We start from the raw sequence: 15446 nt of genomic DNA, 5'->3' as shown, positions 1-15446 counted from the left end.
CTGTCGCCATGTCCGATCCAGGAGCCGTCGGCCCGCCGCCGGCGTCGGGCCCCGCCGGCGGCGCGCCCCAGCGCCTGCGCGGCGGTGTGCTCGGCATGGCGGACATCGCCGCCGCCACGATGGCCAACGTCGGCCCGGCCATGAGCTTCTTCTTCGGCTTCGCCTTCCTGGCCACCACCGCCGGGGTCGCGTCCCCGCTGACCATCGCCGCCGCGGGAGTCGCCGTCGCGCTGCTCGGCAACACCCTCGCCGAGTTCTCCCGGGCGCACCCCTCGGCGGGCAGCTTCATCACCTTCGTCGGCAAGACGTTCGGGCCGGTCAGCGCCGTGACCACCGCCCTGCTCGCCGGCCTCGGCTACATCATCGCGATGGCCTCGGTGATCGCGATCTCCGGCGGCTTCGTGCAGATCACCCTGCACCACTACACCGGCGTCGACCTGCCGTGGATCCTGTGGACGCTGCTGCTGACCGGGCTGGCGGTCGTGCTGATGCTGCGCGGGATCGTCGTCTCCACCAAATGGGCCGGCTACTTCTTCGGCGTGGAGATGCTGGTGCTGGTCGTGGTATCGGTCGCCACGCTCGTCGAACACCGTGGCAGCCTGTCGGCCGCCCCGTTCCTGCCCGGCCACATCCGGCACGGCCTCAGCGGACTGGCGGCCGGCTTCCCGCTCGCCGTGTACCTGTTCATCGGCTGGGAGAACTCGGCGGCGCTGGCCGAGGAGACGGAGAACCCGCGGCGCAACGTGGGCCGCGCCGTGTTCTCCTCCGTCGCGATCATGACGGTGAGCTACATCCTCTTCTCCTACGCGACCGTGACCGGCTTCGACTACGACACGGCCCGGCTCGGCGACTCCCCCATCCCCTTCATCGACGTCGCCCACCACGCCCTCGGGGCGCTGGCGTTCGTCGCCTACCTCGGCGGACTGACCTCCACCCTCGGCGTGCTGATCGCCGGGATCAACTCCCAGGCCCGGCTGGTGTTCAACGCCGGGCGGGAGGGGCTGCTCCCGTCCTTCTTCGGATACGTCCACCCCACCCGCCGTACGCCGACCAACGCGATCGTCACCTTCACCGTCACCGCCCTGCTGATCATCGGCGGCTGGGGCCTCGGGCACCTGCTCGGGTCCGCCGGCGGCCCGATGGATCCGGTGGTCTTCTTCACCGAGTCCTCCAGCCTGGGCGCCATCCTGATCCTGCTGGTCTACCTCGCGTCGAACATCGCCCTGCCGCTGTACTACCGCCGATACCGTCCGCAGGAGTTCCGCACGGTCCGCCACCTGGTGCTGCCCGCGATCGGCGCCCTGGCCATCCTGGTCCCGCTCTACTACCTCGCCAAGCCCGGTCAGCCGGCGCCGTACAGCTGGTTCCCCTACGCCGCGGTGGCCGCGCTGCTCGGCTCCGTCGGCTACGCGACACTCCTGGTGCGCCGCGACCCGACCCTGGCCGAGCGGGTCGGGTCGGTCGTCGCCGACGCGGAGTGAGTCCGTCCGCCGGTCTTGCGTGGCGGTCTACGTAGTTCCACGGACGCGGAGCGGGCCGGGCCCGGGGCACGCTGGCCCATGACCATTTCCAGCAGCCCCGCCGCCACCGACGGGAAACTGACCACCGCCTACGTGCTGACGGTGGCCGCCTCGGCCCTCACCCTTCTCGGGCTCTACGTCATGGACTGGTTCCCGGAGAGCGTCTGGGGCGGCCAGTCGTTCCTCGACTTCCGTACCGAGCACCTGGCGGACCGCGCCGACGCCACCCGGCTGGAGTGGTGGGAGTCCCTGGGCGACACCTACTTCCTGATCGGATACGCCGTCCAGACGGCCGCCTTCCTGCTGTTGCCGTTCGTGGTGGCGCGGTACAACCGATGGCACTGGCTGTCGGCTCTCGCCGTGCTCGGGGCGGCCTGGCAGACGACCGGCCTGATCGGCGCCGCCGTCGTCAACACCACGCTCGCGCCCGCGCTGGGACCCCTCGCCGGGGTGCTGGCCCTCATCGGCTGGGGGCTCGCACGCTCCGCGGTGAACGAGTAGAGGACTCATCGCCCACGTCCGCTCCGGGGCGGCGGTAGACGTACGGCGGTGGCTCCTGCGCGCCGCCGGCGTCGGTGAGGGCGCGCAGGAGCCCGTGGTCGGGGGAGAGCGCGCACGCCGGGTCGGTCCGGGTGGCGTCGCCGGTGAGCGCGTACGCCTGACAGCGGCAGCCGCCGAAGTCCTCCTCACGGCGGGGGCAGGTGCCGCAGGGGCCGGTCATCCAGTCGGTGCCGCGGTAGCGGGCGAACGCCGGGGAACGGTCCCAGATCCAGGCGAGCGGACGGTCCCGGACGCTGGGCGGGTCCAGGTCCGGCAGGGAGGCGGCGGCCGGACAGGGCAGGGCGGTGCCGTCGGGGGTGACGGTGAGGGAGACCGCTCCCCAGCCGCCCATGCAGGGCTTGGCGACACCGTCGAAGTAGTCGGGGACGACCCACACCAGGTCGATCCGCCCGGCGAGCCGCTCGCGCCGGCGTTCCACGGTCTCCCGGGCGCGGGCCAGCTGCTCACGGGAGGGCAGCAGCGCGGTGCGGTTGAGCAGGCCCCAGCCGTAGAACTGGGTGTTGGCCAGCTCGACCCGGTCCGCGCCCCAGGTCTCGCCCAGGTCGATGAGGTCGCCGACGGCGTCCAGGTTGTCGCGGTGCAGCACCACGTTGAGACCCAGCGGGAGCCCGGCGCGGCGGACGAGGGCAGCGGCCCGTTCCTTGGCGGCGAAGGCGGAGGGGCGTCCGGCGATCCGGTCGTTGGCCCGCGGGTCGGCGTGCTGGACCGAGAGCTGGACGCTGCGCAGCCCCGCCGCGCGCAGCGCGGTGAGCCGCTCCTCGTCCAGGCCGGTGCCGCTGGTGACGAGCTGGGTGTAGATCCCGGCGGCCTCGGCGGCGGCGACGATCCGTTCCAGGTCGGGGCGCAGCAGCGGCTCGCCGCCGGAGAGATGGGTGTGGACGACGCCCAGCGCGGCGGCCTGGCGCAGGACGTCCGCCCACTCCTCGGTGCTCAGTTCGCCGGAGCGGCGGGCCAGTTCCAGCGGATTGGAGCAGTACGGGCAGTGCAGCGGGCACGCGTGGGTCAGTTCCGCGAGCAGCGCCCAGGGGCGCGGCGGCTGGTCCGGCGTCCGGGGGGCGGTCATGCGAGCCACCCCTCACGGCGCAGCCGGTCGAGGAAGGCGGGCACCTCGGTGGCCACCGGGGCGCCCGGGTGACGCGCGGCGAGTTCGTCGACGATCCCGGGCACGGTGCGCGTGCCGTCGCACAGGCCGACGATCTGCCCGGCGTGTCCCTCCAGGACGACCACTCTCTCGGGCAGGACCAGCAGGTCCGCGCCGCGCACCTGGTCGTGCCGCAGCATCAGGGCCGGGGCCAGCACCGGCCGCCACGGCCCCCCGCCCACGCCCCTCACCCTTCCCCCCGCCCACCGCGACGCGCCACCCGACCGTCCGGTTCAGGCCGCGGTCGCCGGTCCGGATCCCCGGGGCGGTCGTGGGACGGCGCGGGGGCGGAGCCGTGCTGGACCGCGTCGAGCAGGGACCACAGGATGTCGCACTTGAAGGTGAGGGCGGCCACGGCGCGTTCCTGGTCCTCGCGGCTGCGGGCCCACTCCAGGACGAGCGCGAGGGCCTCCGTGCTGTCGCGGCGGCCCTGGGAGACGCGGCCGCGGAAATAGGCGAGCCCCTCCGGCGCGATCCACCCGTAGTGGCGTTCGAAGGCGTCGATGCGCAGCCGCATCAGATCGGGCGCGGTGAGCTCGGTGAGCGAGGCCGCGACGGCCTCCAGCGGCGGACGCAGGCGGCAGAAGTTGACGTAACCGTCCACCGCCAGCCGTACGCCCGGCAGGACGCTGTCGCCCGCGAGCAGGCCGCGGCGGTCCAGTCCGGCCGCCTCGCCGAGCCGCAGCCAGCGTTCGATGCCGCCCTCTCCCTCCGCGCGGCCGTCGTGGTCCTCGATGCGCCGCAGCCACGTGCGCCGCAGCCGCGGGGAGTCCAGCTTCGCCGTGATCAGCGCGTCCTTGACCGGGATGTGCCGTTGGTAGTGGAAGCGGTTGGCGATCCAGGTCCGCACCTCCGCCGGGGACAGGTCGCCCTCGTGCATACGGACGTTGAACGGGTGGCGGTCGTGGTACCGCTGCCGGGCCACCGCCCGCAGGCGGTCCTCGAACTCGGCGGGGCCCCAGGGTTCGGCCGGGGCGTTCCCGGTCCGGAGGGCGGGTGTCGTGGTCACAGCTCGATCACCAACTCGTCGTCGGCCACCTCGATGCCCAGGCGGGCGAGCCGCTTGTGCTGCGCCGCGGTGGGATCGACGAGGGGGTTCGTGTTGTTGAGGTGCGTGTAGTAGCAGCGGGCGGACAGCGTGGCGAGGATGCCGGCGGTGCCGCCCGGTCCGTCGACGGGCAGATGGCCCATGCCGGTCGCGGTACGGGAGGAGATGCCGGCCCGGCGCGGCTCCTCGTCGTCCCAGAAGGTGCCGTCGACGATGACGCAGTCGGCCTCGGCGGCGACGCGGTGCAGGGCGTCGGACCAGGCGGCGACGGCGGGGGCGTAGACCGCCGTCCGGCCGGTGGCGGGCTCGTACAGCCGCAGCGCCACGACCCAGGCGTCGTCCTCGGGCGCGTCGGCGGCGTACCGGGGGCGCTTGCCGGAGACGGGGACGGCGCTGATCCGGACGCCACGGTCCGGCGGGCCGAGCGACCGGGTGCCGTGGCAGGGCAGTTCTCGCCAGGTCAGGGCGGTGTAGGGGCCGAGCACCTCGCCGAGGCGCAGGCGGTCCTCCAGGGCGCCGCGGACCGGGGCCGTGGCGTGGATCTCCAGGGCGTCCGCCTCGCGCAGCCGGGCGATGCCCAGGGTGTGGTCGAGTTCGGCGTCGGTGAGGACGACGCCGGCGACCGGGGTCTGGCGGGGTCCGGGCCCGGGGTGGAGCGCCGGGTGGGCCTCGATCTGGTCGCCGAGGTCGGGGGTCGCGTTGACGAGGTACCAGCGGCCCTCCTCGGTGCGGACCGCGAGGGAGGCGTGGCGGCGGCGGCGCTCGGGATGCGCGCGTGCCCCGGAGCACCCGGGGCACGCGCAGTTCCACTGCGGGATGCCGCCGCCGGCCGCGGTGCCGAGCACCTGCAGCAGCATGGCGGCGGACTAGCGGGCGGAGAGGGAGTAGGCGGTGACCTCCAGCGCGGTGTCGACGACCGTGTACCCGGGCGTCCGCCACGCGGTCGGCTCGGTCCGCTCCGCCGTGGTCCCGGCCGGCCGCTGTGCCTGCGCCGGCTGCTCGGTGGTGTCGTTCATGGTGGGTGCCTTCCTTTCGAGGGGGGTGGGTTCACCCCTTCGCGGGATGCGTGCGGAGGGGAGTCACTTGAGGGTGATCCGCAGGATGCGGTCCCGGTTGTCGCCTCGGTCGGTGGTGCCGAGCCAGAGCTCGTCGGCGCCGGGCACCTTGGCGAGCGCCCGCAGCCGGCCGTAGGTGCCGTTGTAGTACGACTTCGCGGTTCCGACGGCCTTTCCGGTGCCGTCGATCGGCAGCGCCCACAGCCGCTGGCCGAGCAGCGTCGTGACGTAGATGACGTCCCGTTTGATCGCGATCTGGGCGGGCACGCCGCCCTGGTCGGGATGCCAGACCTTCTTGGGGTTGGTCATGCCGGCCTTGGAGCAGGAGCCCTCGCAGGCGGGCCAGCCGTAGTTCCTGCCCGGCTCGACGAGATTGAGCTCGTCCCAGGTGTTCTCGCCGATCTCGGTCTCCCACAGCCTGCCGCGGCTGTCCCAGGCGAGGCCCTGCGGATTGCGGTGGCCGAGGCTGTAGACGCGGGTGCCGAACGGGTTGCCGGGGGCCGCGGCACCGCTCTTGGTGATGCGCAGGATCTTTCCGTTGAGGGATTTCCTGTCCTGCGCGAGGTTGCGCTTGAGGGCGTCTCCGACGCTGACGTACAGATAGCCGTCGGGGCCGAACGCGAGCTTTCCGCCGTTGTGGTCGCCGCCCCGGGTGATTCCGCCGAGTACGACCTTGTAGTCACGGAGCGAGGTGCCGTCGAAGTGCATGCGCGCGACCCGGATGTCGGAGGCGGCCGTGTGGACGAAGAAGACGTCCTTGTCCGTGGTGCCGTTCCAGGTGGGTGACGGGGCGACGCCCAGCAGGCCGCCCTTGCCCCCGCTCGGCGACGGGGGAACCGTGTGGGGGACCGTGCCCACCTTCTTCTTGGAGCCGTTGCTCGCCTGCAGCCATACGGCGGCGGTGAAGCGCTCGGTCACCAGGGCCCTCTTGCCGTCGGGCAGGAAGGTGATGCCCCAGGGCCGGGTCCACTGGCCGGAGAGCACGGTGGCGCCCGCGGGCGCCGCGCCGGCGCGGGTGCTTCCCGGGTCGGCGGCGGCGGCCGACGCGGGCTGCAGCAGGCAGACGCCGAGGACGGCGGTGACGGCGACGGCGGCGGCCCTGCCGGACCGGACGCGATGCGGCGCCGGTTGCGTCGAGCGTGACATTCCCAAGCCCTTCCTCTCGTGGGCCGACCGGCCGCACGGTGAAAGGAAGTGCGCCGCCGCATCGGTGACATGGGGAGGCCGGACCGTACGACGGCCTCGACTCCCTCAAGGAGTATTGGGGCCGGGGTTTCGCGCGGGCCACCGGAGATCGTCCATCCTGCTGACGGCGGGTGCGACGGCGACCGCGCCCGCGGCCGAATACGTAGTCGGTTACGTGGTTCTACGGAGGCCCCTGTCCACGCGGCCCTCTACGTTCGGGGAGTCGAACGGTGCGAGCGGTGTTGAGGGGACTGAGTGAGAGGCAACGCCCAAGGCGTGCGGGGCAGTTGGGTGACCCTGCTGGTGGCGGGGAGTCTGCTTGCGGGATGCTCGGCCCACGAGGCGGACGACACGTCGTCCGCGAAGGGCGGTTCGCCCTCTCCCGGCTCCCCGGCCGCCACGGCGGCCCCCTCGGCCGGCTCGTCCCCGGCCTCCTCCGTCTTCACCCCCGACGCCTCCCTCGTCCCCCGGACCGCCGCGGACGGGCGGGTCCTGGCCGACTCCGTGGTGCTCGCCCCGGGCGACTGGGGCCGGGGTTTCGTCGCCCAGTCTCCGGCCGCGAGTGCCGCGGGCACCTGGGCCGTGCTGAACGACGCCTGCCGCTGGGAGCGGGAGAGGCTGCCGCACGGGGTGCTGGCCAGCTCGTCCCGCTACAGCATGCTCCCGGCCGGCGACGGCAGGGGCACGGTCAAGGTGACGGCCGCGGCCACCGTGCACGCCTCCGTCCTCGGTGCCGACGACCAGCTCGGCACCACGCTCGAGGAAGTGCTGCGGTGCCCGGAGCAGCAGCCCCGGAGCGACGAGCGGATCACGGGCCTGAACTCGCTCGGCACCCCCTTCGGCGCCCGCGAGCAGGAGTACGCCGACGACTCCGTCCTGGAGGCCGGCGAGTTCACCGGGAACGGGGGCTCCGCCCAGCCGTACCGGTGGATGGTCGCCCGGCTCGGCACGGTCGTGGTGGCCGTCTCGGTGACGGGCGCGAAGGGGAACACCGAGCAGGAACTCACCCAGCTGGGCGCGGACGCCCTGGCGAAGATGCTGGAGCGGATCCAGCAGCGGTTGAAGGGAAAGTGATGGAGCCGCTGCGCACCTCCGACCCCGCCAAGCTGGCGGGACACCGGCTCCTCGGGCGGCTCGGCGCGGGCGGCATGGGCGTGGTGTACCTGGCCCGCTCGGCCGGCGGAAGCCTGGTCGCGCTGAAGGTGATCCAGGCCGAGTACGCCGAGGACCCCGGCTTCCGGGAGCGGTTCCGGCGCGAGGCGGACACGGCGCGCCGGATGACCAGCCCGTGGGTGGCGTCCCTCGTGGACGCGGATCCCGAGGCGGCGCAGCCCTGGCTGGCGACCGTCTTCGTGCCGGGTCCCTCGCTCGCCGAGGCCCTGGCCGCGCACGGGCCGTTGCCGGCGCGGAGCCTGAGGGTGCTGGGGGCGCGGCTCGCCGAGGCCCTGCGGGACCTGCACGCGGTCGGTCTCGTGCACCGGGACGTCAAGCCGGGCAATGTGCTGCTGGCGCTCGACGGTCCACGGCTGATCGACTTCGGTGTGGCCCGCGATCCCGAGGACACCTCGCTCACGTCGACCGGTGTCGTGGTCGGCACGCCCGGATTCCTCTCCCCGGAGCAGGCCGGGGGCGGGCGGGAGACGGGCCCGGCCGGTGATGTGTTCTCGCTGGGCTGTGTGCTGGCGTACGCGGCGACCGGCCGCCCCCCGTTCGGCACCGGCTCGCTCGACGCGCTGCTGTACCGCACGGTGCACGACGCGCCGGACCTGGAGGGTGTCCCGGCGGAACTCGCCGAGGTGGTGGGCGGCTGCCTGGAGAAGGACCCGGACCTGCGGCCCACGGCCGGGGCACTGGCGGCGTCCCTTGCCGCCGCCCCGCCCGCACCGCCCGCCTCGCCCCCCGACCCGCGCGAGGCCCTGCGGGCGGTGCGCCCCGCGGCCCCGGACCGGCCCGCCGAGCACCGTCCGGCACCCGAGGACGAGGCGGGCAAGAACACGGCGCCGGAGGACCGGCCGGCCCAGGACGCGGCACCCGGGGACCGGGCGGCCGAGGGTGCAGCGCCCGAGGTCCGGGCGACCGAGGGCACGGCGCCCGAGAACCGGGCAGCCCAGCACACCGCGCCCGAGAACCAGGCGGCCCAAGACCAAGCGCCCGAGGACCGCGCCGCCCAGGACACACCGCCCGACGATCGGGCGGCCCAGGATGCGGCACCCGAGAACCAAGCGGCCCCAAACACGGCGCCTCACGATCGGGCGGCTCAGCACACCGCACCCGAGAACCAAGCGGCCCAAGACACAGCGCCCGAGGACCGGGTCGCCCAGGACGCAGCGCCAGAGAGCGGGGCGGTGGAGGACGAGGCGTCCGGTGAAGGCGCCTGGTTGCCCGAGCCGTTGGTCCGGCTGATCGCCGAGCGGTCGGCGGCCGGACTCGCGCTGCCCGGTGCCGACGAGACCGAGATCGACGCCGCGTCCGCCGGCACCGCTGCGACGGACACCGCGGCCGAGCCGCCGCCGGCCCGTTCCCTCGGCAGACGCCGCTTCCTCCTCGCCGGGGGCGCGGCGGCGGTCACCGCCGCGGGTGGCCTGGCCGCGTGGGCGGCGCTGGCCGGTGGCGGCGGGAACGACGACCCCGCCCCGAAGGCCACCGGCCCCGTGCACACCATCGGCCTGCACGCCGACCTGAGCGGGGACCAGAAGGCGGTCGGCCGGGCGCAGGAGCGGGGGCTGCGGCTCGCGGTGGACGAGTTCAACTCCCGTGAGAACAAGCCGTTCACGCTCGCCGTGCGGACGGTGGACGACGGCGGCGACCCGGACCGGGCGCCCGAGGCGGCGAAGCGGCTCGTCGCCGACCGCTCGGTGCTGGCCGTGATCGGACCCACCACGGACGCCACCGCCCTGGCCTCCCTGGCGCCCTACGACGCCGCGTCACTGCCCCTGATCGCGGTGTCCCCCGGCGCCACCGTGCTCGGCGTGATGGGCAGCCGGTCCTTCCTCCACGCCCGGGTCACGGACACGATCCTGCCGTTCTATCTGAACGCGTATCTGCGCGGCACCGCGAAGGCGCGCACGATCGGGATCGTCGACGACCGGGCGGCGGACGCCTACGCCTGGGAGATCAGCAGCACGCTCGCCCGGATCCTCAGGGACGACCGGCAGCCGGCCGTGCCGAAGGTGGTCAGCGCGCTGCGGACCGACTTCGCGCCGACCCTGGACGCCCTGCTCGACGGGGGCGCCGACTCCGTGGTCTTCGCCGGCTACCACGACCGGGCCGCGCTGCTGGCCCGGGAACTGAGCAACCGTGACTTCCCGGGTGCCCGGGCCGCCGCACAGGGGGTGCTCGACGCCCGGTTCCTGTCCGCCGCCGGGGACGCCGCAGAGGGCTGGGTGATCGTCGCCCCCGTCATGGACGCCACCGCGGCGCCCGGGGCGAAGGCGTTCACGGCCGCGTACCGCGAGCGTTTCGGCGCGGAACCGGAGCGGTACGCCGTCGAGACGTACGACGTGGCGCAGCTCGTCCTGAAGGGTCTGGGCTCGCTGACCGCCGGACGCCGTACCCGGCGGAACCTGACGACGGCGCTGCGCTCGGCCACGTACCGGGGGATCAGCCGGAACCTCGCGTTCGACAGGACGACCGGCGCGCTGGTCGTCGACGGCAGCGGGGTCCACCTGTGGAAGGTCACCGGCGGGCGGTTCGCGTACCAGGGCGTGGCGCCGTACCAGGTGTCCGCCTGAGGGGGCGTCGATGGAGCCGTTGCGCGGCGCGGATCCGGCCGGGATCGCGGGCTACCGGCTGCTGCGCCGGCTGGGCGCGGGCGGCATGGGTGTGGTGTACCTGGCCCGTTCCACGGGGGGTTCGCTCGCCGCGCTGAAGGTGATCCGCGCCGGACACGCGGACGATCCGGGGTTCCGGGCCCGTTTCCGCCGCGAGGTGGAGACGGCGGGCCGGGTCGCGAGCCCCTGGGTGGTGCCGCTGCTCGACGCGGACCCGGACGCGTCCTCGCCCTGGCTGGCCACGGCGTTCGTGCCGGGCCCCTCGCTGGCGGAGGCGGTCGAGGAGTGCGGGCCGCTGCCGTACGGGACCGCCCGTGTGCTGGGCGCCCGGCTCGCCGAGGCGCTGGACGCCGTGCACGGGGCGGGGCTGGTGCACCGGGACGTCAAGCCCGGCAATGTGCTGCTCGCGGTCGACGGTCCCCGGATGATCGACTTCGGTATCGCCCGGATGCCGGAGGACACCGCGCTCACCGCCAGCGGCATGGTGGTCGGCTCACCCGGGTTCCTCTCCCCCGAACAGGCCCGGGGCAGGGGCCGGGAGATCGGCCCGCCCAGTGACGTCTTCTCGCTCGGCTGTCTGCTGGCGTACGCCGTGACGGGCGAACGCCCCTTCGGCGGGGGCTCCGCGGCCGACATGCTGATGCGTACGGTCCACGACGAGCCGGAACTGGACGGCGTACCGGAGCCGCTGCTGCCGCTGCTGCGCGCCTGTCTGGCGAAGGAGCCCGCGGCCCGCCCGGCCGTGGCGGACCTCCGGCGGACGCTGGAGGGGTCGCGGCCGTACGAGGACGCCTGGCTGCCGGGGTCCCTCACCCGTCTGATCGCCCGCCGTTCGGCCGCCGTCCTCGCCCTCCCCGACGTCGAGGCGACCGAGGTGACGGCGGTGCCCGGTGCGCCCGCGACGGTCGTCGATCCCGTCCTCGGGCCGAAACCGACGCGGCGCCGGTTCCTGGTGCTGGGCTCGGCCGCCGGAGTCCTGGCGGCGGGGGGAACGGCGGCCTGGTGGAGTACCGACCACCCCGGCGGCTCCCCGGCCCGGGGCGGGACCGGCGAGCTCGAACGGCTGACCCTCGCCCTGCACGCCGATCTGAGCGGCGCCGGCCGGACGACGGGCCGCGCACAGCAGAACGGCGTCCGGCTCGCCGTCGACCACCTCAACTCCCGTGCGGGCCGCGGCTTCGACCTGGCGCTCCAGGTGAACGACGACGCCGGCAGCACGGCCCGGGCGCGGCAGGTCGCCCGGCGGCTGGCGGCCGACGAGGAGGTCCGCGCGGTGCTCGGGCCCACCACCGACGCCTGCGCGCAGGCCACCCTCGGCCTCTACCAGCGGGCGCTGCTCCCGATGGTCTCCGTGTCGGTCGGCCTCGACGCCGTGTCCGCCGTCACCTACCGGGTGTACGCCGCCACCCGCCCCCCGGACGCGAACCTCGCGGCCCCCCTGGTCGCGTACCTCGTCCGCACCGCCGGGGCCCGCCGGACGGTGCTGGTCGACGACGCGGCCGAGGGCGACTTCAGCTGGACCGTCTGCGCCGGCGTCGCCGAGGCCGTGCGGTCCGGGCGGCACACGACGATCCGTCGCACCCTCGCCGCCGACGACGACTCCGACGGCGCGTTCCGCGCCCTCGCCGATGCGGTGACGGACGCCGGAGCGGACGCGGTGGTGTTCGGCGGCGGGTACGCGCGCGCGGCACGGCTGGCCCGGGCGCTGCGCTCCGCCGGCTTCACCGGCGCGCGGCTGGCCACCCAGCGCGCCCTCGACCGGCGCTTCCTCACCTCGGCGGGCGACGCCGCCGACGGCTGGGTCTTCGCCACCGCCTTCCTCGACCCGGCCCGGGTGGCGGCCGCGAAGTCCTTCGTCTCCGCGTACCGCGCCCGCTTCGGCACCGCCCCGCCGCCGTACGCGGCCGAGGCCTACGACGCGACCCTGTTCGTCGGCCGGGCCCTGTCCACGCTGGGCGCGGCGCACGCCGAACGGGGCGCGATCGTGGGCCGGCTGAGGGAGACCGACTACCGGGGCATCACCAAGCGGCTGCGCTACACCGGGTCGAGCACCCGCTACACCATGGACGCCCTGTACCTGTTCCGGGCGGCCTCCGGCGGCTTCCGCTACCTCGGCCAGTACGAGGACGCCACGTCCTGAGCGGGCGGGGTCAGGCCGCCAGCCGGGGCTCCTCGAACTGCGTGCGGTGCAGTTCGGCGTACCGGCCGCCCGCGGCGAGGAGTTGGTCGTGGGTGCCGTGCTCGACGATGCGGCCGGACTCGACGACGAGGATCTGGTCGGCGGCGCGCACGGTGGACAGGCGGTGGGCGATGACGACGGCGGTGCGGCCGGTCAGCGCCTCGGTGAGGGCCTCCTGGACGGCCGCCTCGGAGGTGTTGTCGAGGTGGGCGGTGGCCTCGTCCAGGATGACGACGCGCTGGCGGGCGAGGAGGAGCCGGGCGATGGTCATGCGCTGGCGTTCGCCGCCGGAGAGCCGGTAGCCGCGCTCACCGACGACCGTGTCGAGGCCGTCGGGCAGGGAGCGCACGAGGTCGTCGAGGCGGGAGCGGCGCAGCGCGTCCCACAGGTCCTCCTCGGTGGCCGCGGGGCGGGCGAGCAGCAGGTTGGCGCGGACGGTGTCGTGGAAGAGGTGGCCGTCCTGGGTGACCATGCCGAGGGTGGCCCGCAGGGAGCCGGCGCTCAGGTCGCGGACGTCGATGCCGCCGATGCGGACGGCGCCGGCGTCGACGTCGTAGAGGCGCGGCAGGAGCTGGGCGATGGTCGACTTGCCGGCGCCCGAGGAGCCGACGAGGGCGACGGTCTGGCCGGGTTCGGCGCGGAAGGAGATGCCGTGCAGGACCTCGGTGCCGCCGCGGGTGTCGAGGGAGGCGACCTCCTCCAGGGAGGCGAGGGAGACCTTGTCGGCGGACGGGTAGCCGAAGCGGACGTCGTCGAACTCGACGGACACCGGCCCCTCGGGGACCTCGCGGGCGTCGGGCTTCTCCTCGATGAGCGGTTTCAGGTCGAGCACCTCGAAGACCCGCTCGAAGCTGACCAGGGCGCTCATCACCTCGACGCGGGCTCCGGCGAGCGCGGTGAGCGGGGCGTACAGGCGGGTCAGCAGCAGGGCGAGGGCGACGACGGCGCCCGGTTCCAGGGTGCCTTCGAGGGCGAGCCGGCCGCCGAGGCCGTAGACGAGGGCGAGGGCCAGGGCGGAGACGAGCGTCAGGGCGGTGAGGAAGACCGACTGGGCGGTGGCCGTGCGGACGCCGATGTCCCGGACGCGGGCGGCGCGTGCCTCGAACTCGGCCGACTCCTCCTCGGGGCGCCCGAAGAGCTTGACCAGGGTGGCGCCGGGTGCGGAGAACCGCTCGGTCATCCGGGTGCCCATCGCCGCGTTGAGGGCCGCCGCCTCCCGCTGCATTCCGGCCATCCGGCGGCCCATGCGCCGGGCCGGGATCACGAACACCGGCAGCAGCGCGAGCGCGAGCAGGGTGACCTGCCAGGACAGGGTGAGCATGACGGCGAGGGTGAGCAGCAGGGTGACCAGGTTGGAGACCACGCCGGAGAGGGTGTTGCTGAACGCCCGCTGCGCGCCGATCACGTCGTTGTTGAGACGGGAGACGAGCGCCCCCGTACGAGTACGTGTGAAGAACGCGACCGGCATTTTCTGCACATGATCGAACACGGCCGTGCGCAGATCGAGGATGAGCCCCTCCCCGAGCGTCGCCGAGAGCCTCCTGCCCAGGATGCCCAGCGCCGCCTCCGACACCGCGATGAGCGCGATGAGCAGCGCGAGCCGCACCACCCGGTCGGGGTCGCCGTGCGACACGATCGCGTCGACGACCCACCCGGCGAGCACGGGGGTGGCGACGGCGAGCAGCGCCGTCACCACCCCGAGCACGACGAACAGGGCCATCCGGCGGCGGTGCGGCCGTGCGAACGCGCCGATGCGGCGCAGCGTGGCGGGGTCGAAGGGGCGGCGTTCCTGCTGGGAGTTCATGACGCTGTACAGCTGCGTCATGGCGATGGCGTCCATGCTCATGGGTGCGACCGTAGGACCTCAACCGTCCTTGAGGTCAATGCCGGCCCCCCGTCCCCTCGTCCGAGCGCCTCCCCGAAGGACCCGATGACCGTACGTAATGCGTTGTCCCCGCTTCCGCAACCCGCCGTTGGCGCCGCGCGGACAGCCTCTCCTCCTGTGACAGCGGTCCCGCTCCCCTCACTCCCCCGGCGTCTCCCCGTCCGCCGGATCCTGTGCCTGCTGCCGGTGCTGCTGGTCGGCGTGGTCGCGGTGCGGCACCGTTCGGTGCTCGCCGAGGGCTTCGGCCATCTGCGGACGGCTCAGTGGCCCTGGCTGCTGGCCGCGGCCGGGGCGACCGGTCTGACGTGGGTGGCCGCGGCCGTCACCCGGCAGGGTGCGGTGGTGCAGCGGCTGCCCCGGCTCCGGCTGCTGGCCACGCAGTTCGCGGCGGGCGCGGCCAACCATCTGCTGCCGACCGGCCTCGGCGCGAGCGCGGTCAACCTCCGCTTCATGACGGTGTGCGGGGTGCCGCTGGCACGTTCCTCGGCGGCGCTCGCGCTGTATCTGCTGGCGGAGGGCGTGGCCCGGGTGGGTCTGCTGGCCGCGCTGCTGCTCGCCTTCCCCGGCGCGCTGCGGTTCGGTTCCCTGCTGCCCGAGGGGTCGCTCGGCCCGCTGCTGGCCGCGGTGGCGGCGGCCGTCCTGGTCGCGACGGGTGCCCTGGTCCTCGTACGGCGGCTGCGGACGGCCGTGTCGTCGTTCCTGCGCACGGCCCTGTGCGAGGCCCGCTCGGTGCACACCTGCCCCTCCCGGGCGCTGGCCCTGTGGGGCGGCTCCCTGGCGTTCCCGGTGCTCCAGGCGGCCGGACTGGCCGCGGTCGGGCAGGCGTTGGGGCTGCCGGTCCCGCCGGCGCACATGGCGGTCGCCTATCTCGCGGCGACGGTGGCGGTCGCCCTGGTCCCCACCCCGGGCGGCATCGGGTCGGTGGAGGCGGCGCTGATCGTGGCCCTGGTCGCGGCGGGCGGCCCGGTGGCGTTGGCGACGGCGGTGGTCGTCACCTACCGCGTCATCACCGTGTGGCTGCCGCTGGTGCCGGGGGCGGTGACGCTGGGGGCGCTGGTGCGGTGGAAGGTGATCTGAGGACGCCGGCCCGTCCACGTGCACG

Annotated in this window: 13 protein-coding genes; 6 read left to right on the top strand and 7 right to left on the bottom strand. The window is 74.5% G+C overall.

Features of this window, described 5'->3' with window-relative positions; translation table 11 throughout:
• Nucleotides 1–8 precede the first annotated feature (8 nt).
• Nucleotides 9–1481: an APC family permease gene (locus ACFY2L_RS09420; RefSeq protein ID WP_390656311.1), complete on the top strand. Its 1473-nt coding sequence runs from the start codon at nucleotides 9–11 to the stop codon at nucleotides 1479–1481.
• A 78-nt stretch (nucleotides 1482–1559) separates the two neighbouring features.
• On the top strand, nucleotides 1560–2021 hold the full coding sequence (locus ACFY2L_RS09415) for a hypothetical protein (RefSeq protein WP_390656310.1): 462 nt from the start codon (nucleotides 1560–1562) through the stop codon (nucleotides 2019–2021).
• Here ACFY2L_RS09415 and pqqE read toward each other — a convergent pair.
• The 6 genes from pqqE to ACFY2L_RS09385 form a co-directional block, all read right to left on the bottom strand.
• On the bottom strand, nucleotides 1981–3144 hold the full coding sequence (gene pqqE / locus ACFY2L_RS09410) for a pyrroloquinoline quinone biosynthesis protein PqqE (protein ID WP_390656309.1): 1164 nt from the start codon (nucleotides 3142–3144) through the stop codon (nucleotides 1981–1983). The genes ACFY2L_RS09415 and pqqE overlap by 41 nt on opposite strands.
• Nucleotides 3141–3362 carry a pyrroloquinoline quinone biosynthesis peptide chaperone PqqD gene (gene pqqD, locus ACFY2L_RS09405; protein ID WP_390657105.1) on the bottom strand — a complete coding sequence of 74 codons (222 nt, stop codon included), beginning with the start codon at nucleotides 3360–3362 and terminating at the stop codon, nucleotides 3141–3143. Before pqqD ends, pqqE begins: the two co-directional genes overlap by 4 nt.
• A 47-nt stretch (nucleotides 3363–3409) precedes the next feature.
• Nucleotides 3410–4231 carry a pyrroloquinoline-quinone synthase PqqC gene (pqqC, locus tag ACFY2L_RS09400; protein WP_390656308.1) on the bottom strand — a complete coding sequence of 274 codons (822 nt, stop codon included), beginning with the start codon at nucleotides 4229–4231 and terminating at the stop codon, nucleotides 3410–3412.
• Nucleotides 4228–5127, bottom strand: coding sequence for a pyrroloquinoline quinone biosynthesis protein PqqB (pqqB, locus tag ACFY2L_RS09395; protein WP_390656307.1), 900 nt, complete (start codon nucleotides 5125–5127; stop codon nucleotides 4228–4230). The genes pqqC and pqqB overlap by 4 nt, the downstream gene beginning before the upstream one ends.
• A gap of 9 nt (nucleotides 5128–5136) precedes the next feature.
• Nucleotides 5137–5286 (bottom strand): pyrroloquinoline quinone precursor peptide PqqA, encoded by a 150-nt coding sequence (gene pqqA / locus ACFY2L_RS09390; RefSeq protein WP_390656306.1) that lies wholly within the window; start codon nucleotides 5284–5286, stop codon nucleotides 5137–5139.
• 63 nt (nucleotides 5287–5349) lie between these two features.
• Complete coding sequence (locus tag ACFY2L_RS09385) at nucleotides 5350–6471, bottom strand: PQQ-dependent sugar dehydrogenase (protein WP_390821948.1); 1122 nt, start codon at nucleotides 6469–6471, stop codon at nucleotides 5350–5352.
• Between the two features lie 294 nt (nucleotides 6472–6765).
• Between ACFY2L_RS09385 and ACFY2L_RS09380 the strand changes: the two genes are divergently transcribed.
• From ACFY2L_RS09380 to ACFY2L_RS09370, 3 genes are read left to right on the top strand one after another with little or no spacing between them, the layout of a single operon-like run.
• Entirely contained in the window at nucleotides 6766–7584 is an 819-nt protein-coding gene (locus tag ACFY2L_RS09380) for a hypothetical protein (protein ID WP_390656304.1), read from the top strand.
• Nucleotides 7584–10241 (top strand): ABC transporter substrate-binding protein, encoded by a 2658-nt coding sequence (locus ACFY2L_RS09375; protein WP_390821947.1) that lies wholly within the window; start codon nucleotides 7584–7586, stop codon nucleotides 10239–10241. The genes ACFY2L_RS09380 and ACFY2L_RS09375 overlap by 1 nt, the downstream gene beginning before the upstream one ends.
• A 10-nt stretch (nucleotides 10242–10251) precedes the next feature.
• Entirely contained in the window at nucleotides 10252–12420 is a 2169-nt protein-coding gene (locus ACFY2L_RS09370; RefSeq protein ID WP_390821946.1) for a bifunctional serine/threonine-protein kinase/ABC transporter substrate-binding protein, read from the top strand.
• Nucleotides 12421–12430: 10 nt separating this feature from the next.
• On the opposite strand, the gene ACFY2L_RS09365 is transcribed toward ACFY2L_RS09370, so the two are convergent.
• Nucleotides 12431–14299, bottom strand: a complete 1869-nt coding sequence (locus tag ACFY2L_RS09365) for an ABC transporter ATP-binding protein (RefSeq protein ID WP_390822402.1) — start codon at nucleotides 14297–14299, stop codon at nucleotides 12431–12433.
• Between the two features lie 162 nt (nucleotides 14300–14461).
• Between ACFY2L_RS09365 and ACFY2L_RS09360 the strand changes: the two genes are divergently transcribed.
• Nucleotides 14462–15421, top strand: coding sequence for a YbhN family protein (locus ACFY2L_RS09360; protein WP_390656301.1), 960 nt, complete (start codon nucleotides 14462–14464; stop codon nucleotides 15419–15421).
• The last annotated feature ends 25 nt before the right edge of the window (nucleotides 15422–15446 follow it).

This window comes from Streptomyces sp. NPDC001381, from assembly GCF_042895685.1.
In the GTDB taxonomy this organism is placed as follows: domain Bacteria; phylum Actinomycetota; class Actinomycetes; order Streptomycetales; family Streptomycetaceae; genus Streptomyces.
The sequence above is the reverse complement of the archived record's forward strand: the minus strand, read 5'-3'. Positions and strand labels throughout refer to the sequence as shown.

What these genes read in the sequence shown, in the direction of transcription:
- ACFY2L_RS09420 (WP_390656311.1), top strand. Translation starts at nt 9, where the DNA reads ATGTCCGATCCAGGAGCCGTCGGCCCGCCGCCGGCGTCGGGCCCCGCC.
- ACFY2L_RS09415 (WP_390656310.1), top strand. Translation starts at nt 1,560, where the DNA reads ATGACCATTTCCAGCAGCCCCGCCGCCACCGACGGGAAACTGACCACC.
- pqqE (WP_390656309.1), bottom strand. Translation starts at nt 3,144, where the DNA reads ATGACCGCCCCCCGGACGCCGGACCAGCCGCCGCGCCCCTGGGCGCTG.
- pqqD (WP_390657105.1), bottom strand. Translation starts at nt 3,362, where the DNA reads ATGCTGCGGCACGACCAGGTGCGCGGCGCGGACCTGCTGGTCCTGCCC.
- pqqB (WP_390656307.1), bottom strand. Translation starts at nt 5,127, where the DNA reads ATGCTGCTGCAGGTGCTCGGCACCGCGGCCGGCGGCGGCATCCCGCAG.
- pqqA (WP_390656306.1), bottom strand. Translation starts at nt 5,286, where the DNA reads ATGAACGACACCACCGAGCAGCCGGCGCAGGCACAGCGGCCGGCCGGG.
- ACFY2L_RS09385 (WP_390821948.1), bottom strand. Translation starts at nt 6,471, where the DNA reads ATGTCACGCTCGACGCAACCGGCGCCGCATCGCGTCCGGTCCGGCAGG.
- ACFY2L_RS09375 (WP_390821947.1), top strand. Translation starts at nt 7,584, where the DNA reads ATGGAGCCGCTGCGCACCTCCGACCCCGCCAAGCTGGCGGGACACCGG.
- ACFY2L_RS09370 (WP_390821946.1), top strand. Translation starts at nt 10,252, where the DNA reads ATGGAGCCGTTGCGCGGCGCGGATCCGGCCGGGATCGCGGGCTACCGG.
- ACFY2L_RS09365 (WP_390822402.1), bottom strand. Translation starts at nt 14,299, where the DNA reads ATGGACGCCATCGCCATGACGCAGCTGTACAGCGTCATGAACTCCCAG.